This is a genomic window from Anaerolineae bacterium, from assembly GCA_013178015.1.
Lineage (GTDB): Bacteria > Chloroflexota > Anaerolineae > DRVO01 > DRVO01 > Ch71.
In genome coordinates, this window is sequence record JABLXR010000031.1 from 58,980 (window position 1) to 79,438 (window position 20,459).

20 protein-coding genes are annotated in these 20,459 nt (G+C 64.5%); 7 read left to right on the top strand and 13 right to left on the bottom strand.

Annotation, left to right across the window (positions count from 1 at the left end; genetic code table 11):
• The first annotated feature begins 143 nt into the window (after positions 1–143).
• Complete coding sequence (locus HPY83_13035) at positions 144–821, top strand: Asp/Glu/hydantoin racemase (protein NPV08871.1); 678 nt, start codon at positions 144–146, stop codon at positions 819–821.
• An 8-nt stretch (positions 822–829) separates the two neighbouring features.
• Positions 830–2,284, top strand: a complete 1,455-nt coding sequence (locus HPY83_13040; protein ID NPV08872.1) for a hypothetical protein — start codon at positions 830–832, stop codon at positions 2,282–2,284.
• 55 nt (positions 2,285–2,339) lie between these two features.
• Here the strand turns inward: HPY83_13040 and HPY83_13045 are convergent, their stop codons facing one another.
• From HPY83_13045 to HPY83_13055, 3 genes are all read right to left on the bottom strand, one after another.
• The gene (locus HPY83_13045) at positions 2,340–3,719 is read right to left on the bottom strand and encodes an MBL fold metallo-hydrolase (GenBank protein NPV08873.1); all 1,380 of its coding nucleotides are present in this window, start codon (positions 3,717–3,719) and stop codon (positions 2,340–2,342) included.
• 259 nt (positions 3,720–3,978) lie between these two features.
• Positions 3,979–4,665: a hypothetical protein gene (locus HPY83_13050; GenBank protein NPV08874.1), complete on the bottom strand. Its 687-nt coding sequence runs from the start codon at positions 4,663–4,665 to the stop codon at positions 3,979–3,981.
• A 28-nt stretch (positions 4,666–4,693) separates the two neighbouring features.
• A complete protein-coding gene (locus tag HPY83_13055) occupies positions 4,694–4,867 on the bottom strand; it encodes a hypothetical protein (protein ID NPV08875.1) in 174 nt (57 codons plus the stop codon).
• A 534-nt stretch (positions 4,868–5,401) separates the two neighbouring features.
• Between HPY83_13055 and HPY83_13060 the strand changes: the two genes are divergently transcribed.
• Positions 5,402–5,695, top strand: a complete 294-nt coding sequence (locus HPY83_13060) for a GYD domain-containing protein (GenBank protein ID NPV08876.1) — start codon at positions 5,402–5,404, stop codon at positions 5,693–5,695.
• Positions 5,696–6,295: 600 nt separating this feature from the next.
• Here the strand turns inward: HPY83_13060 and HPY83_13065 are convergent.
• Complete coding sequence (locus HPY83_13065) at positions 6,296–6,748, bottom strand: hypothetical protein (protein NPV08877.1); 453 nt, start codon at positions 6,746–6,748, stop codon at positions 6,296–6,298.
• Between the two features lie 1,087 nt (positions 6,749–7,835).
• Here HPY83_13065 and rplU point away from each other — a divergent pair.
• From rplU to HPY83_13085, 4 genes are all read left to right on the top strand, one after another.
• Positions 7,836–8,147, top strand: coding sequence for a 50S ribosomal protein L21 (gene rplU / locus HPY83_13070; protein NPV08878.1), 312 nt, complete (start codon positions 7,836–7,838; stop codon positions 8,145–8,147).
• Between the two features lie 143 nt (positions 8,148–8,290).
• Positions 8,291–8,560, top strand: coding sequence for a 50S ribosomal protein L27 (gene rpmA / locus HPY83_13075; protein NPV08879.1), 270 nt, complete (start codon positions 8,291–8,293; stop codon positions 8,558–8,560).
• A complete protein-coding gene (gene rpmE / locus HPY83_13080) occupies positions 8,557–8,802 on the top strand; it encodes a 50S ribosomal protein L31 (protein NPV08880.1) in 246 nt (81 codons plus the stop codon). Before rpmA ends, rpmE begins: the two co-directional genes overlap by 4 nt.
• A 34-nt stretch (positions 8,803–8,836) precedes the next feature.
• On the top strand, positions 8,837–9,778 hold the full coding sequence (locus tag HPY83_13085) for a DUF1385 domain-containing protein (GenBank protein ID NPV08881.1): 942 nt from the start codon (positions 8,837–8,839) through the stop codon (positions 9,776–9,778).
• Here HPY83_13085 and HPY83_13090 read toward each other — a convergent pair.
• From HPY83_13090 to ilvC, 9 genes are all read right to left on the bottom strand, one after another.
• Positions 9,775–11,427 (bottom strand): citramalate synthase, encoded by a 1,653-nt coding sequence (locus tag HPY83_13090; GenBank protein NPV08882.1) that lies wholly within the window; start codon positions 11,425–11,427, stop codon positions 9,775–9,777. The genes HPY83_13085 and HPY83_13090 overlap by 4 nt on opposite strands.
• A 27-nt stretch (positions 11,428–11,454) precedes the next feature.
• Positions 11,455–12,381, bottom strand: coding sequence for a branched-chain amino acid transaminase (locus HPY83_13095; GenBank protein ID NPV08883.1), 927 nt, complete (start codon positions 12,379–12,381; stop codon positions 11,455–11,457).
• A 41-nt stretch (positions 12,382–12,422) separates the two neighbouring features.
• Entirely contained in the window at positions 12,423–13,502 is a 1,080-nt protein-coding gene (gene leuB, locus HPY83_13100; GenBank protein ID NPV08884.1) for a 3-isopropylmalate dehydrogenase, read from the bottom strand.
• Positions 13,503–13,504: 2 nt separating this feature from the next.
• A complete protein-coding gene (locus HPY83_13105) occupies positions 13,505–14,023 on the bottom strand; it encodes a 3-isopropylmalate dehydratase small subunit (protein ID NPV08885.1) in 519 nt (172 codons plus the stop codon).
• Positions 14,020–15,366, bottom strand: coding sequence for a threonine synthase (thrC, locus tag HPY83_13110; GenBank protein ID NPV08886.1), 1,347 nt, complete (start codon positions 15,364–15,366; stop codon positions 14,020–14,022). The genes HPY83_13105 and thrC overlap by 4 nt, the downstream gene beginning before the upstream one ends.
• 10 nt (positions 15,367–15,376) lie before the next feature.
• Complete coding sequence (locus HPY83_13115; GenBank protein ID NPV08887.1) at positions 15,377–16,393, bottom strand: aspartate-semialdehyde dehydrogenase; 1,017 nt, start codon at positions 16,391–16,393, stop codon at positions 15,377–15,379.
• A 1-nt stretch (position 16,394) separates the two neighbouring features.
• Positions 16,395–17,654 (bottom strand): 3-isopropylmalate dehydratase large subunit, encoded by a 1,260-nt coding sequence (leuC, locus tag HPY83_13120; GenBank protein NPV08888.1) that lies wholly within the window; start codon positions 17,652–17,654, stop codon positions 16,395–16,397.
• Positions 17,655–17,726: 72 nt separating this feature from the next.
• Positions 17,727–19,322 (bottom strand): 2-isopropylmalate synthase, encoded by a 1,596-nt coding sequence (locus HPY83_13125; protein ID NPV08889.1) that lies wholly within the window; start codon positions 19,320–19,322, stop codon positions 17,727–17,729.
• Positions 19,323–19,445: 123 nt separating this feature from the next.
• Positions 19,446–20,444, bottom strand: a complete 999-nt coding sequence (ilvC, locus tag HPY83_13130; protein ID NPV08890.1) for a ketol-acid reductoisomerase — start codon at positions 20,442–20,444, stop codon at positions 19,446–19,448.
• Between the last annotated feature and the right edge of the window lie 15 nt (positions 20,445–20,459).

The window sequence follows — 20,459 nt, forward strand, 5'->3', positions numbered from 1 at the left end:
AAGCCGGCATTATGGCCCCGGCGGGCCAGCCGGTCAACGTGCTTCGCGCTGCCATTTGACACTGGTGCCCGATGGGGCCACTCTACATGACCGGCAGACGCCTGTCCGCGCCTCTGTCACCGCACTCACAAGGAGGGAAGCTCATGCCCAAACGGGTGGGAATGCTGCACACCAGCTTCGTCTTCATCCAGGTGGAGACCATGATCAACGACCTCTTTAGGGAGATCCTCCCAGATGTCGAGGTGCTGCACTTCGTGGATAGCGAGGTGCTCGCGGCCGTCATGCGCGCGGGGAAGGTAACGCCAGAGGCCGTTCGCCGCCTGACCTTCCTCGCCCAGGCGGCTCAGGCCGCCGGGGTGGATGCCATCTTCTCCGCCTGTTCCTCCCTCGGCCCCGCAGCAGACGTCGCCGCCCTGTTCGTGGATCGGCCCCTCATCAAGATAGACGAGGCCATGGCGCGCGAGGCAGTCAGCCGCGCGGCGCGGATCGGCGTGCTAGCCACGGTGCCTACTACCCTGGGCCCCACCACCGACCTCATTCGACGGAAGGCAGCCGACGTGGGGAAGACGGTAGAGGTGTTCCCCCGGCTAAGCGAAGGCGCCTTCGAGGCGCTCATGGGAGGCGACAAGCAACGGCACGATCGCATGGTCCTGGAGGGCGCCCTCGACCTGGCTCCTCAGGTGGAGATTCTCACCCTGGCCCAGGCTTCCATGACGAGGCTAGCGCCCTGGCTGTCCCAAGAGACCGGGCTCGAGGTCCTCTCCAGCCCTCGCCTCGGCATCGAGCACCTGAGGGACGTGCTGGAGCAGATGGGCAGCTAGAGGCCCACATGAGTGTGACCCAGCCTGAGGCTAGAGACCGACACTCACCTCTTAGGGCATCTGACGCCTTTGCCGCTCTGCCCCCGCCCTGGACCGATGGCGATCTCCGCCTTGATATCCGCCGCTGCCTGGAAGCATCCGGCACGGCAGTGGTGGTAGTAGACGACGACCCCACCGGCACTCAGACGGTGCACGACGTGCCCGTACTCACGACCTGGGGCCCGGCCGAACTTGGGCGCGAACTGGCGGCCGGCACCTCGGTCTTCTACGTGCTCACCAACTCCCGCGCTCTACCGGTCCAGCGAGCCGTCGCCCTGGGGCGGGAGCTGGGAACCAACCTGCGCGCTGCTTCGCAGCAGACCGGACGTCGCCTGGAGGTCATCAGCCGCAGCGACTCCACTCTCCGGGGGCACTACCCGGCCGAGACCGATGCCCTGGCGGAGGGGCTTCAGTTCGAGCCCGATGGCCTTCTCATCGCCCCCTACTTCCGGGAGGGCGGACGCTTCACTCTCGATGACGTCCACTACGTCCTCCAGAGAGACACCCTGGTCCCAGCAGCTCAGACGGACTTCGCTCGCGACCCGGCTTTCGGCTATGCCCACTCCAACCTTCGCCATTGGGTAGAGGAGAAGACGGGTGGGCGGTGGCCCGCAGACCAGGTGGCAAGCATATCGCTCGATGCCATCAGACGCCGTGGGCCCGAGGGGGTGCTGCCCCAGCTGCTGGCCCTCAAGGGAGGCCAACCATCGATCGTCAACGCTGCCGACGACCGAGACCTGGAGGTTGTCGTCCTGGCCCTCGCGGAAGCCGAGAACCGTGGCAGGCGATACCTCTGCCGTACCGCTGCCTCCTTCGCTAAGGTGCGTGGGGGCATCACTGACCGCCCGCTACTGCAGCCCGCCGAAGTGCGCTCCCGCAGCACCGACGCCCGTGGTGGACTGGTCGTGGTAGGCTCATATGTTTCCCAGACCACTCGGCAGCTGGAGAGGCTCCTTATCGAGCCGGGATGGGTATCCGTCCAGCTAGATGTGCCCACCGTGCTCGACCCAGCTCAGCGTCGGGCCTGCCTCGAGAAGGCCGCTGCTTCCCTGGCCAACGCCCTCTCCAACGACGCCAACGTCGTGCTCTTCACCAGCAGAGAGCACGTAGGCGGTGGAAACCGAACGGAGGCCCTGGCCGTGGGCCGCTCGATTTCAACGGCTCTGGTGGAGCTGGTCCGCGGGCTTCCGGTCCGACCCCGGTTCCTGATCGCCAAGGGAGGGATCACGGCCAGTGACCTAGCTACGGACGCCTTGGCCGTCCGCCGAGCCCTGGTCCTGGGGCAGATCGCCCACGGGGTGCCGGTATGGAGCCTGGGCCAGGAGAGCAAGTTCCCCGGCCTGGCCTATGTCGTCTTCCCTGGCAACGTGGGCACGGACGACACCCTCGCCGAGGTGGCGCGGTCGCTCTCCCAAGGGCAATAGCCGCCACCGGCAGGGGTGGCCCCAGCCCGGACCATGCTCCTTCGTTCTGACGGGGCTAGACCGCTACATCGCCCAGATCCAGCGGGCAGGTAGTGGAGGTCCAGCCGGCCACGCCTCCGAGCACCACCGTGAGGTCGTCGTGGCCCTGCTTCTGCAACAGAGAGGCAGCGATGGTGGAGCGCAGCCCACTGCCGCAGAACACGAACACCGGTCTATCCCGCGGGATCTCGTCCAGGTGGCCGGGAAGCTGCGTGATGGGGACGTGATGCGCCGCCGGGATGCGCCCCTCGCCCTCCAGCTCTCGCTGGCTCCGGACATCCAGGATCCACAGCCGCTCGCCCGAATCTAGCACCCCGCACAGCTCCTGAACGGTGATCATACCGATGCTGTCGCTATCCAGGCCGGAAGTGTGCCAGCCCACCATACCCTCGCCCAGGTAGCCCACCAAGTCGTCGTAGCCCAGCCGGATCAGGTAGCGCACGGCCTGCTCCGGCGTCGCCGGGTCGGTAACCAGCAGGATAGGTCGCTCGTAGTCTAGGAACCATCCGGCGAAGGAGGGCACGCCCTGCTCCCAGATGGACAGCGCCCCGGGGACGTGGGCGGCGTTGAAGGCCAGCTCCATGCGCGTGTCCAGCACCTGAGAGCCGGACGCGTGGTCGGCGAAGACGTCGGGTGGCAGCGGTGGAGGCACGGGAAGACCACCCAGGACGGGGGGACCGTCGCGGTTGAGCTGCTCCATCATACTGAAATACGGCGGCCGTTCCAGGCTGTGGGACACGAACCGGATGAAGCCATCCCGATCAGAGTGCTGCAGGGCGGCATTGTGACGCCTCTCGATGCCCACCGTCGTGATCGGCCGGTCGGCGACCCTCTCGCTCCCACACACAGATCCGGCACCATGGGCCGGACACACGATCACCTGATCCCCCAGGGGCAGTATCTTCTCGAAGATGGTGTCATACAGGAGGCCGGCCATCTCCTCCTGCTTTTCCTCGTCTAGCAGATCAGTGCGCCCCACGTCGCCCGGCAGCAGAGTGTCGCCGGTGAAGACCATCCAGGGAGCGCCGGTGCCGTCGTGGAGGACGTAGTTCATCATGCCTTCAGTATGCCCCGGGGCGTGGAAGGCGCGCAGAGCCAGCCCCCCAATGTCGAATCGCTGTCCGTCTTCCACCGCCTGGCCGTAGCCGTAGTCCAGCTGAGAGTCGGCGTGCCACACCTCGGCGCCGGTGAGCCCAGCCAGCTCCAGGGACCCAATCACGTAGTCCTCATTGCGGTGGGTCTCCAGGACGTAGCGGAGGTGGTATCCCCGCCGTGCTGCTAGGTCAACGTAGACCTGGCAGTCCCGACGCGGGTCAATCACGGCAGCGATACCATTGCGACCGACGACGTAGGAGAAGTGCGACAATCCTGGGGATCGCACCTGGTCAAACATTATCTGCTTCATACTTAACTCCCTCAAGCGCTTCAGGCGACCGTCAACGCCATGGCCGAAGAATAGGGCGCGCCCCAGATCCTGTCTACCACGGGCTCGGATCACAGGCGAAGGGCCTCGGCCACGTCTCCCCTCTCGCGCACAGTGCCGCAGGCCCCGCGGCGGTGACGGAAGCGGGGTAGGAGGCGGGCCCGCGCGTTCGTCGCCGGGCAGGGACGGTGCCCGTCTGTGCCAACTACAGCTTGTCAGATGACGTTCTCGACTATGCTGCATGAGCTTGCGGTTGCGATGGGCGCTTGAGACCGAACCCGAACGGAGAGAGGTCTTGTTGTTGGTCTTGGGCCACGAGAACCAGTTCGCGTTCGGCCGAGTCAATCGGCAAGGTGAAGGTGGGGGAGTAGCGATTGTGGGTGGCGTGGCGCTTGACCGCACGCCAGAGAAACTCGATCGGGTTGCAGTCGGAGGAGTACATGGGCAAGTGGTAGACGCTCAGGCGTCTGGCCTGCTCGCAGAGGAACTGCTTCACCTTGGCAGCCAGTTGGTAGGGAGCGTTGTCTTGGATCAGGGACGGGCGTTGGTGGGTCTGGGCCAGCACCCGGCGCAGAGAGGCGATGCAGCTATCGGCATCGCACTTGCCTTCAATGCCCTGGTGGAAGAAGCGACCGCCAAAGGACTGGATCAGTGCGAAGACGCTGTAAGCCCTGCTCCTGCCGCTGGTCTCGAGCACAGGCTGCCAGCCCACCGGGGCCCAGCTGTGGCCCAGTGAGCCCCACTGGGCGGAGTTGGCCTCGTCGCCAAAGAGGATAAGGGCTCTCCTGCGCCTGCCCCGCTCCAGCAGTGCTGGCCAGGTCCGGTCCAGCCATTGCTGGCGGGCCGCTTCATGCTTCCCATCGGCAGAGAAACGCGCCTTCTGGAAGAAGAAACCCAGTCGATCCAGCAGCTCGGCCAGTTAGTGCACATTCTAGAGGACGCTGGACTCACGCTCGATCAACCTGTGGATGAGCAGGGCGTTCCAGCAGCCACCAGCACAGCTGGCCGCCTCCGGCCCTGGCCTGAAGCAGCTCCACCAGACGAGCCTTCTGGGTGGCAGCCAGTTTGCCTGGCCCACCCCCTTTCCACTCTACCCGCAGACCCACCACTCCCTCCGTCAACAAGCTTCTCCGCCAGTTGCACCCGGTGGCGACCCCCGTGATTCTCCCCCAGGCTCGCCACCGACGCACCCTGGCCCACAGCCAGCAGGGCGGAGGTGCACTTGGTCAGACTCACCCCAGCCCCCCTGTAGGCCAACCGCATCGTCTCCGCCAAACCCTGGACCGTCTCCCTTCTGATGCGTATCCTGACGATGACCATCGTTGACCCCCGGATCGGCGCCCGGAGTCATGGCTGCTGTCGGCCTGCCAACAATGGCCATTCCTGTCACCACTTCCCCATGCAGTGTCCTGAAGGTCCATACCCGCAGTGGTTGAGCCTGCGGCCAGGACCATGCCCCTGAAGGAGGCCCGCTTTCGTGAAGCGGCGCGAGAACAGGTGGAGTTGGTACCTCGCAGCCTTTCAGGCGAGTCTCGCATCCGTGTACACGGCACGGGGCGGCACAAGAGGGTGGCTGCTCTTGACGGGCGCCGACACGGGGGCTAGAAGGGTGGCAGGGAGGCGCGCTGCCGGCAGCAACGTAGGGAGAGAGGTCTATGGTCACTTACTGCGTGCTTTACCAGTTCACCAGCGCGGGCATGGCGAATGTCAAAGAGCTGCCACGAGGGATTGCAGAGGCCCACCAGGCCGTCGAGGCCATGGGCGGCAGGGTGGTGGCCTGCTACGTGCTGATGGGCCAGTATGATTCGGTGGGTATCTATGAGTTCCCCAGCGACGAAGTGGCCTTGGCGTTCTTGTTGGGCATGGGCAGCCGGGGAGTGGCAAAGACGACGTCCCTGAGGGCATTCACCCCCGAGGCCCTGGCGGAAGTGGTCAAGAACGTGCCCTAGAAGGGCGCGGACCCCGTCTGCGATAGTATGGCCGTGAGCCATGGAACACGGGCGTGCCTCCCCCTTGGTCTCCGCCCTCCATGGCCGACCTCTGTGACTCCGCTGAGTGCACAGATCTATGGACGCCAGCTCGCCTGTCGGAAGCGATGAGTGAGTGCGCCCCGGAGCCCTACAGGCAGGTCGGAACGCTGTAGAGACGGGGAAGGGTTGTGCCCCGTCAATGGCGGAAGAGCTTGCCGTACCCCACTTTCATGCCGGGGGGGGCCACCAGCAGCGCAGACGATGGCGTAGTGGTCGTGCTGTCCAGAGGAGGGTGAAGGGCTAGAGGAATATGCCGAGCCAAGGAATGGCTCGGCGCACCGGTGGCCCCAGGTCGCTCAGGCGCGACCTATCCACTCCAAGGCGGACGGAGCTGAGATGATCGCGCACGGCGAAGGGGCGCGGCCACCAAGCCAGCGTGGAGGCGCGGCCACGGTGGGCGACGGCAGGAGGTGGTTAGGCCAGTTCTTGCCTGAGCCGGTGGGCAGCTTGTGGTGGAGACGTGGGAGCCCGCTCCAAGGGGGAGGCCGCCGGGGCTGTTATCTGGTCGCTTTGGGGAGATTACCCCTGTGGCAAGCCGTGCTGGGCTAATTGGCTGGTGAGAGCAGTCAGCCGATGCAGCAGGAAGTTGGCCAACAGCAGGCGGTGGAGACGGAGGACAGCTCTGAGTTGGTGAGGGTCGCCCCATTGCCTGAGGATGATGCCGCTCTTCTCATCCCGATACCCCGGCTCGGCGCGGATGCGCCAGCGGTAGAGGATTTCGATCATCTCGGCGCCGGTCAGGTCGGAGCCCAGGTACCAGGGTTCCTGGTGGCCCCGCTCCCAGAGAGCCAGTACCGCCACCGGCACCTGTTCCTGCTGGCCGCAATGGGTACTAGGCAGCCACAGCCTCTGCCCTGGCTTGAGGGCCAAGAGCGTGTGCGCCGGGCCGGCCCTGCCATCGGGTGGCGTGAGCCAGGTGTCACCATCGGAGGCGATGACGAGGGAGCGGTTCCTGACCACGAGCCACCGCACGAGGCTGGCTCTGGCGAAGCCACGGCCGGCAACGACAACGGCCAACAGCCCCGGGGCAAGGAAGGACTACGGGTAGTCCAGCAGTTGTAGCTCGATCAGGTTCTGGCTGAGCCGGGACGCAACCCGATCGCTGGCGACCACAGCCGGTCGGCCTCTCTTGCCAGGCAGAGGACATAGGGCAGTACCCAGATTGGGCCAAGTGTGCTCAGACGGGAAGCAACCTCGCGGGCTGGAGCGGTCATAGGTGGTGAAGATGATGGGCAAGGGACGACCACTGCAGGGCGCACTAACGATGAGGGCGGCAGAGCGTTCAAGGTAAGTCGTGTCCAACAATGGCGGCAACAATAGCTCCCCTTGGGTAGGGCTTTCTCGAAGTCGAGCCTGCGTTGGGCGAGCTGCCATCTGGCGCGGGCCACGAACCACCACCGGCCAGCCAGCACGTATGGCACAGAGGCGATGCAGCGTTCGACAGCGCCCAGCCTGGCTCCGATAGCCATCTCCGGTAGCCTGCCCCAGCGCTTCGACAACGCCCTAGCCGTAGGGGCGAACCTTGTGTTCGCCCGCAGTATTCTCCAGTAGTCATCTCTGGTGGCCTGCCGCAGCACTGTGACAACGCCCTAGCCGTAGGGGCGAACCTTGTGTTCGCCCGCAGTATTCTCCAGTAGTCATCTCCAGTGGCCTGCCACAGGACTTTGACGACGCCCTACCCCCTTGGGGCATATGGGGCAAGCTTGCCGCGAAGTGGCAGATGGACTCAAGCAGCGCACGAAGACAGCGCCCTCATACAGCCTGGGGTTAGCGAGGAGGCGTTCCCGGCGCTTGAGCCCGCCGTGCAGGGAGCAAGTTGCACTGGCCCCTGGCCCCGGCGGCAGGGAGCGAGCGATCTCAGTCTCGCAGTGAACACGTCCGACGGCCCTGCAGCCATCGGCAACTCCTGAGGGTCGGGTTTCTCAAGCCCTACAATGCCTCAGAGCTGCCGCGATATCCACATCCCAAGAGTGGGGTACCGCAAGGTCCGGTGGCTTTTGACACCACTCCGCGCCCCCGATATAATCGTTGGGTTGAGCTACTGAGGAGGACCGCACCCGTGTATGCTGTCATAGAGAGCGGCTCGAAGCAGTACCGGGTCGAACCAGGAATGGTCGTGGAGGTGGATCGCCTCTCGGCAAACCCAGGTGAAGAAGTCGTGTTCGACCGCGTGCTTTTGGCTAGCGACGGCCGTGACGTCTCCATAGGCACCCCGGTGGTGGACGGCGCTCGCGTCACTGGCGAGGTAGTGGGACAGCACCGCAGCCGCAAGATCGTGGTTTTCAAGTACAAGCCGAAGCAGCGCTACCGGGTCAGAGGCAGCCAGAGACGGGCCGTTACCCGGGTGCGCATCACTGGAGTATCAGTCTAGCCTCCCTGGAACATGGGGTTCGTACCCTGCAGGGCAACACGAATAACCGGAACGATGTCGTAAGGCAGACCCCATGTTGGCCCTCCTGGTGGGGAGAGGTGTCTGCCCTTACGGGCTGTCTTAAGGTCAGAGGGAGATGAGGCATGGCCCACAAGAAAGGTGGCGGGAGCAGCCGCAATGGCCGCGACACAGCCGGCAAGCGGCTAGGAGTGAAGCTCTTCGGCGGCCAGCTGGCTCGGCCGGGAGCGATCATAGTGCGCCAGCGAGGCACCCGGTTCCACCCCGGCCGTAACGTCGGAATGGGGCGGGACTACACGCTGTTCGCGCTGGTGGAAGGCGCCGTTCAGTTTGAGCAGAAGGGCTCGCGTCAGTACGTGAGCGTGGTGGCTCCGGATTCGGTGGTTGCGGCATGAAGGAAGGCATTCATCCCAAGTACTACAAGAACGCGCAGGTGATCTGTGCCTGCGGCAACACCTGGACCACGGGCTCGACCAAAGAGGTGATCCGCACCGATGTGTGCTCTCAGTGCCATCCCTTCTACACCGGAGAGCAGCGTATCGTGGACACCGCAGGCCAGGTGGACCGTTTCATGCGTCGCCTGGAGCGGAGCCGTGGAGAGGAGGCCGAGGGACAGCAGGAGCAGGCGGCCGAGTGAACCTCGCTCCGAGCGCAATTGTCCACGCCTGACCATGAGCGACCGTCGGCCTCGATCATGTGATACTGCCCAGCCCGCCAACTACGGCGGGCAGGCTGTTATTGAGGGGGTGATGATGCGTAACCGCGAGCGGATGGCGATCGCGGTCCGTCGCCCCGATGGCGGTATCGAGATCCGCACCGAACCTATGGGTGCCGCCTACCGATCCCGCTGGGCTTCCTGGCCTTTCGTCCGTGGCCTCTTCACTCTGTGGGACTCGCTGGTCATCGGCATGCGGGCCCTCATGTTCTCGGCCGACGTGGCTGCGGGGGAAGAGGTGGAGCTGGGCGGGCCGCTCATGTGGGGTACTATGGGGGTGTCGCTGGCCCTGGGCCTTGGGCTGTTCTTCGCCCTGCCTGCCCTTGTCACCTCTTTGATCGAGAGCCTAGTGCCTGCCGCCTGGGCAACCAACCTGGCCGAAGGCCTCGTCCGCCTACTTCTCTTTCTGGGATACCTGGTTGCGATTTCCCGCATCGAGGACATCGAGCGCGTGTTTGCCTACCATGGGGCAGAGCACAAGGTGATCAATGCCTACGAGGCGGGAGAACCGCTCGAGACCAACGCTGTCCGTCGCCACAGCGTAACCCACGCCCGCTGCGGCACCGCCTTCCTGCTTATAGTGGTTATGGTTTCAGTACTGGTGTTCGGGTTCCTCGGCCGCCCACCACTTCCCCTTCTTCTGGCGAGCCGGCTCGTTCTGATTCCAGTGATCGTGTCCGTTTCTTACGAGCTAGTGCGTGTGGCCTCCCGCCACCGCGATAACCTGTTGGCGCGCCTGCTGGTGAGCCCTTCGCTCCGCCTGCAGGCCCTCACCACACGACCGCCCTCGGATGACATGATCGAGGTCGCGCTGGCGGCACTTCGGCAAGTCCTCGACTCGGCACCCGAGACACCGCCCGCACCATCGTCAGCAGAAGCGCCAGCCACCACCGCCTAGCCAGCTCGAGCGCTCCCACCCCCGTCGAGTGCTCCCTCATCCGAGGCCGTCGCTCCCCGCTCATCTGCTTCCTCGACCTCGCGCCGTCCCAAACCCTTGACGAGGGCGTATTCCAGGCTGTCCGCCAGCGCGATCCAGGAAGCCTCGATGATGTTCGCCGAGCTGCCCACCGTAGTCCATTTGCGGTATCCGTCGGTGGAGTCAATCAGGACCCGCGTGACTGCCGCAGTGCCGCTGGCCTCGTTCAGTATGCGTACCTTGAAGTCAGTCAGGTGCACGCTCGCCAACTGGGGATAGAGGGGCACGAGTGCCTTGCGTGTAGCCTGGTCCAGCGCGTTCACCGGCCCCTCTCCCTCGGCCGCGGTCAGGAAGGTATCCCCGTTCACCTGCAACTTGACGGTGGCCTCCGCTAGCAACCCTCTGCCCCGGCGCCTTTCCACCAGCACCATGAAGTCAACCAACTCGAAGGGCGGACGGTATCCGTCCAGGGCTCGAAGCATCATGAGCTCGACCGAGCCCTCTGCCCCCTCGAAGGCAAAACCCCGCGACTCAAGGCCCTTGATCCGCTCCAGGATCGCTCGCAACGCCTCCTCGTCCAGATGTCCGGCCAGCCCAAACTCCTGAGCCTTGCGCAGGATGTTGCTGCGACCGGACAGCTCCGACACCAGGATCCGCTTGTGGTTGCCCACCAGCTCCGGATCCACATGCTGGAAGCTGCGCTCCGTCTTCATCATGGCGTCAACATGCATGCCGCCCTTGTGGGCGAAAGCGCTGGTTCCGACATATGGCATGGTCGGGCTGGGGGCCATGTTGGCCAGCTCGGCCACGTACCGCGACAGGTCTGTGAGGTGGGCCAAAGATTCCGGCGATACTGCCTGGCGGCCCATCTTGAGCTGCAGGCTCGGAATGATGGTGCACAGGTTGGCATTGCCGCAGCGCTCGCCGTAGCCGTTGATCGTCCCCTGCAGGTGGGTGGCACCTGCCTCCACCGCTGCCAGCGTGTTGGCAACCGCCAGATCGCCGTCGTTGTGGCAGTGGATGCCGATGGGCAGGTCGGTCGTCTGCCGCACCCTCTTGGTGATCTCCGACACCTCCGCTACCAACGAACCACCATTGGTATCGCATAGCACCAGGGTGGAGGCGCCACCTCGCACAGCCGCCTGGAGCGTCTCCAGAGCGTACTCCGGATTAGCCTTGTATCCATCAAAGAAGTGCTCGGCATCAAAGATCACCTCGCGGCCATGGGAGCGCAACAGGGCCACGCTCTGCTCGATCATCCGCAGGTTGTTATCCAGGGTGGTGCGAAGCACCTCGAACACGTGCAAGTCCCAGCTCTTGCCGAAGATCGCCACGGCTGGCGTCTCCGCTTCCAGAAGCATGCGGAGGTTGGCATCGTCCTCAGCCGCCACGCTCGCCCTGCAGGTGCTGCCGAACGCGGTGAGGACCGCATTCTCCAGGTGGAGGTGGCGGGCCGCCTGAAAGAACTCGACGTCCTTAGGGTTCGATCCTGGCCACCCACCCTCGATGTAGTGCACCCCGAACCGGTCTAGCCGGCGAGCCACCTTGATCTTGTCGTCCAGCGAGAACGAAATGCCTTCCTGCTGGGCGCCATCCCTCAGAGTAGTGTCGTAGAGGATGATCCGATCCATGCCCACCTCACCAGCCGCGTGCTAATCCTACTCCCAAAGTGGCGTGAGCCACCCATGCCTGTCTGGAACCCGCCCCTGCACGATCTCGAAGAAGGCCGACTGAAGGGCCTCGGTTATCGGCCCGCGCTCTCCACTGCCCACGCTGATCTTGTCCACCGAGCGAATCGGAGTGATCTCCGCTGCCGTGCCGGAGAAGAACAGCTCGTCGGCCAGGTAAAGCATCTCGCGGGTGAGAACAGACTCCTGCAGGTCGTAGCCTAGGTCGCGGGCAAGAACCATGACACAGTCGCGGGTTATCCCTCCCAGCACCGAGTTGGACAGCGGCGGAGTGTAGATTCGCCCCTTCTTCACCAGGAACAGGTTCTCGCCACTACCCTCGGATACGTACCCGTTTGTGTCGAGCACGATGGCCTCGGCGTAGCCATTCTCCAGCGCCTCCATCTTGATCAGCTGGGAGTTGGCATAGTTGGCCGCCGACTTGGCGAGAGTGGGAAAGGTGTTGGGAGCCGCTCGGTGCCAAGACGAGACGCAGACGTGAATGCCCTTCTCGATGGCATCCGCCCCCAGATAGGCGCCCCATTCCCAGGTGGCGATGGCCACCTGCATGGCACAGCCTCTCGGGTCCACCCCCATTTCACGGTACTCGCGCATGGCCAGCGGACGAATGTAGCAGCCCCTGTGGCCGTTCGCCCGCACCGTGTCCTTCACCGCCTGCCGCAACTCCTCCAGGCTGTAGCGGATGGGCATGCGGTAGATCTTGGCCGAGTCCAGCAGGCGCTGCAGGTGCTCGTCCAGCCGGAAGCCGGCCGGGCCTTCCGGCAAGGGGTAGGCACGCATCCCCTCGAACACCGCCGAACCGTAGTGCAACGCGTGAGTCAAGACGTGCACCTTGGCCTCGGCCCAGGGAACCAGTTCGCCGTCGAACCAGATGTACTTCGCCTCAGGTATGGGCATGCTCTGCCTCCTTGATTAGTGCCTTGTGACGCACGCCCCGGTTAGCCGCCGATACGCTCGGCCACCAGGGTACCCATGGCATCCGTCCCTACGCGCACTTCCTCCGCCGACCCGCTGTGAATGTCCCGGGTGCGGTATCCCTCGGCCAGGACCCGCTCCACCGCCAGCTCCACCGCGGTCGCCTCTTCCTCCAGCCCGAGAGAGTGGCGCAAGAGCATGGCGGCGCTGAGAACGGTGGCCAGGGGGTTGGCTACGTCCAAGCCGGTGTACTTGGGCGCTGATCCATGTATCGGTTCATACAGTCCTAGCTTGCCCCCTCCCAAGGAGGCGGAGGGCAGCATCCCCATGGACCCCGCGATCATCGAGGCTTCATCCGTCAGGATGTCCCCAAACATGTTGCCCATCACCAGGACGTCGAAGGTGCTCGGGCGGCGCACCAGGAACATGGCGCAGGCGTCCACCAGTACGTGCTCGGTCTCCAGGTGGGGATACTCGGAAAACACCCCGGCCGCCACCTCGCGCCACAGACGCGAAACCTCCAACACGTTGGCCTTGTCTACCGACGACACCAGCTTGCGACGTCGCCCCGCTAGATCACAGGCGAACCGGACTACCCGTTCGATCTCGTTCGCGGCATAGTCCATGGTGTCGTAGGCCCGCTCCACGCCATTCTCCCGATAGCGACCGCGCTTGCCGAAGTAGATGCCTCCCGTCAATTCGCGTACCACCACCAGATCTACGTCGGCCACCACCTCCGGCCTCAGGGGAGATGCGTGCAGCAGGTGAGGGCTGACCTTAACCGGCCTCAGGTTGGCGAAAAGATCCAGCAACTTGCGCAAGCCCAGCAGCCCCTGTTCGGGCCGGACAGCTGCGCGCGGGTCATCCCACTTCGGGCCGCCCACGGCCCCCAATAGCACCGCATCGCTGGCCTGGCACAGCTCCGCCGTCTCATCCGGCAAAGCCGTGCCAAACTGGTCGATGGCGATGCCACCGATGGGTGCCTCCTGGACCTCGAAGTCGTGCCCAAACACTGCGGCCACACGGTTCAGCACCTTGAGGCCCTGCCTGACGATCTCCGGTCCGATCCCATCACCCGGTAGTGCGGCGAGCTTGGCTTGCATGTCTACTCCTGCGATCGCTCGGTCTGGGCCAGGCCCAGGTCGCGGCGGGTCTTCTCCACCAGGCCACCCGCCTCGATGATCTCCATCATGAACTCGGGGTACGGCTGCGACTGGTACACGGCGCCGGTGTCCAGGTTCTCGATCCTGCCGGACTCCAGGTCCACCTGCAGCCGTTGCCCGTCCTCCGTACCGGCAACGGCCTCGGGCGAAACCAGGATGGGAAGCCCAATGTTGATGGCGTTGCGGTAGAAGATGCGGGCGAAGCTCTCCGCTATCACCGCGCTCACGCCCGCTGCCTTGATGGCCAGCGGTGCATGCTCGCGCGAGGATCCGCAACCGAAGTTCGGCCCCGCCACTATCATGTCGCCTCTCCGAACCGCTGCAGCGAAGCGGCCGTCTAGGTCCTCCATGCAGTGGCCAGCTAGCTGATCCGGTTCGGAGACGTTCAGGTAGCGAGCCGGTATGATGGCGTCTGTGTCCACGTTTGCCCCGTACTTCCACGCCCTTCCTTGCAGCTTCATCGAGATTCCCCACCTCCAGAGGCTACCACTCGATCAAGTACTCTCATGACCTCGTCGTAGCTCGCTTCCAGCTCGACAGGGGAGTTGGCGTAGCGCGACTGCACGCCCGGCAGCGACCGTTGGTGGTAGCCCACCTTGAAGTCCGTGAACTTGAGGCCGTGAGCGGTGCTGACCACGATTACCCTGTCGCTACTGCCGATGTCCCCCCGCTCCACCATCTTGAACAGAACTGCTAACGCCACGCCCGTATGAGGGCAGGTGTACATGCCCGTCCGGTCCGCCCGGGCAGCGGCGTTGGCCAGTTCGTCCTCGCTGGCCTGCTCCACCACCCCGTCGAACTGGCGCAAGACCTTGACCGCCCGCTCGTAACTCACCGGGTTGCCGATCTGGATGGCGCTCGCCAGCGTCCGCTGCGCCTGGACCGGGCGGTACTGCTGGAACCCGGTCAGGTAGCTCAGGTACAGAGGGTTGGCCCGTTCCGACTGAGCGCACACCAGCCGAGGGAGCTTACTGATGAGCCCCAGCTCCCTCATGAGCAGCAGCCCCTTGCCGATGGCGCTGACGTTGCCCAGGTTCCCCACGGGGATGATGATGAAGTCGGGCACCTCCCAATCGAATTGCTGCACCATCTCCACGCCCACGGTCTTCTGCCCTTCCATGCGCAGCGGGTTCATGGAGTTGGCCAGGTAGATGGTCTTGTCTTCGGCTACCCTCTGCACGATGGCCATGCACCCGTCGAAATCGGTGTCCAGAGATAGAACCACCGCCCCATTGGACATGGGCTGCACCAGTTGGCCGGTGGACACCTTGTCCTTCGGCAGGATGACAATCGTCGGTATCCCCGCCGCCGCCCCGTACGCCGCCAGAGCAGCCGAGGTGTCCCCCGTAGAAGCACAGGCCACGGCCCGTATGGGCACGCCATCGGCGATCATCTGCTTCACCGAGGAGATCAGGACCGTCATGCCCAGGTCCTTGAACGAGCCGGTGTGGCTGTTGCCGCACAACTTGACCCATAGGTCGGGGACACCGATCTCCTTGCCCAGCCGCTCGGCCCAGAACAGGTTGGTATGGCCCTCGTACATGGAGACGACGTTGTCGTTCTCCACCCAGGGGGCCACCCATTCCTTCTTGCCCCACACGCCACTGCCGTACGGCCATTCGTTGGTCCGCAGCCGGTCGTAGAAGAGACGCATCCAGGCCGCGGGCGAGCGCCTCTTGAGCTCCTCCACATCGTGCTCCACGTCGAGGAGCCCGCCACATTCCTCGCACCGGTAGACTACCTCGCCGATGGCGTACCTTCGGCCACAGCCCCTGACGCACTCCAACCAGGCACGATAGGCCACAGGGTGTCTCCTACCTCAACCCCATCTCGATCATCTTCTCCGCTATCTGCACCGCGTTCAGCGCCGCTCCCTTGCGTATGTTGTCCGCCACCACCCACAAGTCCAAGGCGTTCTCTGCACTCGGGTCCTGGCGGATGCGCCCGACCATCACCTCATCTCGGCCCGATGCGGCGCGCGGCGTGGGATAGAGCGCCTCCTCCGGCTTGTCCACGACCAGGACGCCCGGAGCGCGCGCTAGCACTTCTCTCGCTTCCTCCGCCGAAATGGGAAGCTCGAATTGCACATTCACGGCCTCGCTGTGACCACTGAAGACCGGTACCCGGACACACGTGGCGGTCACGGCCAGGTCGGGCTCCCCGAGGATCTTCCGCGTCTCTTTGATCATCTTGATCTCTTCGCCGTAGTAGCCTGGGTACTCGTCCCTCAGGCCGGAGATGTGCGGGAAGCAGTTGAACGCGATCGGGTGGGGATAGACAGACGGCTCTACCGGTTCGCCACGCAGCACGGTAGCGACCTGATTCATCAACTCGTCCACAGCAGCCTTCCCTGTGCCCGATACCGCCTGGTAGCTGCTGACCACCACGCGCTTGATGCGAGCCACGCGGTGTAGCGGAGCCAACGCCACCACCATCTGAATGGTGGAGCAGTTGGGGTTGGCCACGAACCCATGGTGGTTCCGAAGGGCATCCGGATTGACCTCGGGAACCACCAGCGGCACCCGAGAGTCCATCCGGAAGTCGTCACCGTTGTCTATGACAATGGCCCCCGCTTCAACCGCTCTCCAGCCCCATTCGCGGGAGGCTCCTCTGGCTCCCTCTGTTCCGGCAAAGAAGGCGAAGTCAACGCCCCGAAAACGGTCCAAGCTGGCAGCGGTGACCTCGTAGGTCTCTCCGTCTATGTCCTCCTCTCGATCCCGGGTGGCCATGATCCGGAGTTCGGACAGAGGGAACTCGCGTTCTTTCAGGACACGAACGATCTCAGTGCCCACCAGGCCGATCCCTACCAGTGCAACGACGTACTTCCTCATGTCATAGCTCCTGTGGCGTGCCGATGCGCCCCAGCACCGCGGAGGCGGCCGCCACAGCCGGTCCGGCCAGGTATACCTCGCTGGTGCGTGCACCCATCCTGCCCACGAAGTTCCGATTGGTGGTCGACACGCAGCGCTCACCTTCCGCCAAGACACCCATGTGCCCACCCAGGCAGGGCCCGCACGTGGGGGTGCTCACGGCTGCCCCCGCCTCGATCAGAGCCTCTACCAGACCTTCGCGTACCGCCTGGAGGTAGATGCTCTGAGTGGCCGGGATGATGATGCAGCGCACGTACGGATGCACTCGGCGCCCTCGCAGCAGTTCCGCTGCCACCCGGATGTCCTCCATACGCCCGTTGGTGCATGACCCGATCACGACCTGGTCCACACTCACGCCCGACAGCGACTCCGCAGGCGCAGTGTTGCTCGGAAGGTGCGGCCTCGCCACCGTGAGCGGGATATCGGCCGCATTGTAGTGCCGGACCTCAACGTAGGCGGCATCCGCATCGCTGTCATACGCTCGGTAGGGCTGATTCGCCCGACCGTCCAGATACCGGCGTGTAGTCTCGTCAACGGCGAACATCCCCGCCTTGCCGCCCGCCTCTATGGCCATGTTGGCCATTGTCAGGCGGCCATCCATACTCAGCCCTTCGATGGCCGATCCCCGAAACTCCATGGCCCGATACAGCGCGCCATCCACCCCGATGTCCCCGATGGTATGCAGTATCAGATCTTTGCCTCCCACCCAGGGTTGCAGTCGGCCGTCTATCACGAAGAGCATGGACTCGGGGACCCGCATCCATATGTGGCCGGTAGCCATGGCCACCGCAATGTCAGTGGAGCCCATGCCAGTGGCAAATGCGCCCAGGGCTCCGTAGGTACAAGTGTGCGAATCGGCGCCTACTACGAGCTGTCCGGGCAGCACCAGCCCCCGTTCGGGAAGCAAGGCGTGTTCGATGCCCACTTGGCCCACGTCATAGAAGTTCGGCACGGCCTGCTCGCGGGCGAACTGCCGCACCTGTTTGCACTGCTCCGCCGAGCTGATGTCCTTGTTGGGAGTGAAGTGATCGCACACCAGCGAGATCTTCGCCGGATCGAACACCCGCCTCACCCCTATGCGATGGAACTCGCGAATGGCGATGGGCGCGGTGATGTCGTTGGCCAGCACCATGTCTACCGCCGCCTCAACGAATTCGCCCGCGCCGACCTGGTCCCGACCGCTGTGGGCGGCCAGGATCTTCTCCGAGATCGTCATGCCCATGGGTGTCTTCCCGCCCTCTGGTTTATGTGCCAGGCGGCGGGAGGCGCCGCCCAGGCCACCTCCCGCCTCTCTCTATCCACAACCCGAAACCGACTTGGGCGTGTCGGCCTCCCCAGCGCCCTGCCTGCGGGCCGCCAGAAGCTTGTTCAGCGCGCTGACGTAGGCCTTGGCACTGGCGACGATGATATCGGTGTCGGCGCCTCGGCCGCTGTACACCCGCTGCCGCTTGCCTCCGTCGGCTCCCGGCACGTCAGCCTGTATGCGGATGGTCACCCGGCCTACCGCATCAATGCCTTCGGTCACCGACTGCACCGTGAACTCGATCAGCTCGTTCTCCTCTCGGACGATGCGGTTGATGGCGCGGTAGACGGCGTCGACCGGCCCGGTGCCCAAGTCGGCGTCCTGCAGCGTGCCCGAGGGCCCGCTCAGGCGCACGGTGGCGGTGGGGATGCTGTGGTCACCACAGGTAACCTGCACCTGCTCCAGCCTGTAGGTCTCCTCAGGGTGATAGAGCTCATCCTCGATCAGGGCCTCGATGTCCGCATCGCCCACCGCCTTCTTCTTGTCCGAAAGCTCCTTGAAGCGGGCGAATACCTGGTCCACCTGAGGGTCACTGAGGTCGTACCCCATCTGCCGCAGGTGCGCCTTGAAGGCATTCCGCCCCGAGTGCTTGCCTAGCACCAGGGTACTCTGGCCCAACCCTACCGACTCCGGCGTCATGATCTCGTACGTCATGCGGTTGCGAAGGTAGCCAGCCTGGTGAATGCCGGACTCGTGGGCAAAGGCATTGGCTCCCACGATCGCCTTGTTGGGCTGCACCCGGAATCCGGTGTAGCGGGAGACCATTTGGCTGGTTATGTGAATCTGTTCCGTTATCACATCGGTGTGGCAGTTGAACTCGGTGGGGCGAGTTCGCAGAGCCATCACGATCTCTTCCAGGGCCGCGTTCCCTGCCCGTTCGCCAATGCCGTTCACCGTGCACTCGACCTGCCTTGCCCCGGCTTTCACCGCCATTAGCGAGTTGGCAGTCGCCAGCCCGAGGTCGTTATGGCAGTGCACCGATATGATGCACCGGTCTATCCCCCGGACGCTCTCGCGTATCCCCCTTATTAGGGCCGCAAACTCGTCAGGCATGCAGTACCCAGTGGTGTCGGGGATGTTGAGGGTAGTGGCTCCCTCCTCGATCACCGCCTCCAGCACCTGGTAGAGGTACTCCGGGTCGGAACGCCCGGCGTCCTCGGGAGAGAACTCCACATCCTCACACAGCGAACGAGCGTATGCTACCATCTCGCGCGCCGTCCTCAGCGCCTGCTCCCGAGTCATCCGGAGCTTGTGCTCCAGATGAATGTCCGAGGTCCCGATGAAAGTGTGGATCCGAGGCCGCGCGGCATGACGGACCGCCTCCCAGGCGCGGTCTATGTCGCCCCTGAGCGTGCGCGCCAAGCCGCAGATCACCGGGCCTTCCACTTCCACCGCGACCTGCCGCACTGCGGCCAGGTCCCCGGGCGAGGCTGCCGGGAACCCGGCCTCGATTATGTCGACATTCAGACGCGCCAGCTGTTTGGCAACGTCCAGCTTCTCCTCGATGGTCATGGTGGCGCCCGGTGACTGCTCACCATCCCTGAGGGTGGTGTCGAAGATGACTACCTTCTCGCTGTCTGTACCCACTTCCTCCTCCGGTACTGCCAGAGTTCGTCAGGTCACTGCTGCCGATGTGGCTTCGAGTAAGATCAGCAAGGCCGTCGTCCAGCGACATCACCCCCTTTCCCCAGCGCCCAGATGACCATCGAGCTACTTGCGCTTCTTCAGCCAGGGCATCATAGCTCGGAGCTCCGCCCCGACCCTTTCGATGGGGTGCTCGCGCTCCCGCCGCCGCATGGCGTTGAAGCTCGGCCGCCCGGCCATGTTCTCCAGTATCCACTCGCGGGCGAACGTGCCATCCCGAATCTCGGCCAGCATGGCCCGCATCTCTTCCCTCGTCTCCTCGGTGATGACGCGAGGCCCGGCGACATAGTCTCCGTACTCGGCCGTGTCGCTCACCGAGTAGCGCATGTAGCTCAATCCACCCTGGTACATCAGGTCCACAATCAGCTTTAGCTCGTGCAGGCACTCGAAGTAGGCGATCTCTGGCTGATAGCCCGCCTCGAGCAGGGTCTCAAACCCGGCCTTGATCAGCGCCGTCACCCCACCGCACAGCACCGCCTGCTCCCCAAAGAGGTCCGTCTCCGTCTCCTCAGCGAAGGTGGTCTCTATGACACCGGCCCGAGTACATCCCAGTCCCTTGGCGTAAGCAAGGGCGTGGGCGCGGGCGCGCCCGCTGTAGTCCTGGTGTACGGCCAGAAGCGCGGGCACCCCGCCGCCCTCGGTATAGACCTGCCGCATCATGTGGCCGGGGCTCTTCGGTGCCACCATGCTCACATCCACATTCGGAGGCGGGCTGATCTGGCTATAATGGATGTTGAAACCGTGGGCGAACATGAGCGTCTTGCCTTCGCTCAGGTTCGGCTCGATGTCCCGCTCGTAGACACTGCGCTGCACCTGGTCCGGAACCAGCATCATGATGGCGTCGGCCTCGGCCGCTGCAGCGGCCGTCTCCAGCACCCGCAGCCCTGCCTGCTCGGCGTCGGCCCGGGACCGACTGCCAGCATACAGACCCACCCTCACGTCGAGCCCGCTGTCGCGCAGGTTGAGCGCATGAGCGTGCCCCTGGCTGCCGTAGCCAATCACGGCGATCTTGCGGTCCTTGAGCAGCCCCAGGTCCGCGTCAGCGTCGTAGAACATAGTGGCCATGAAGTCCCTCCTTGA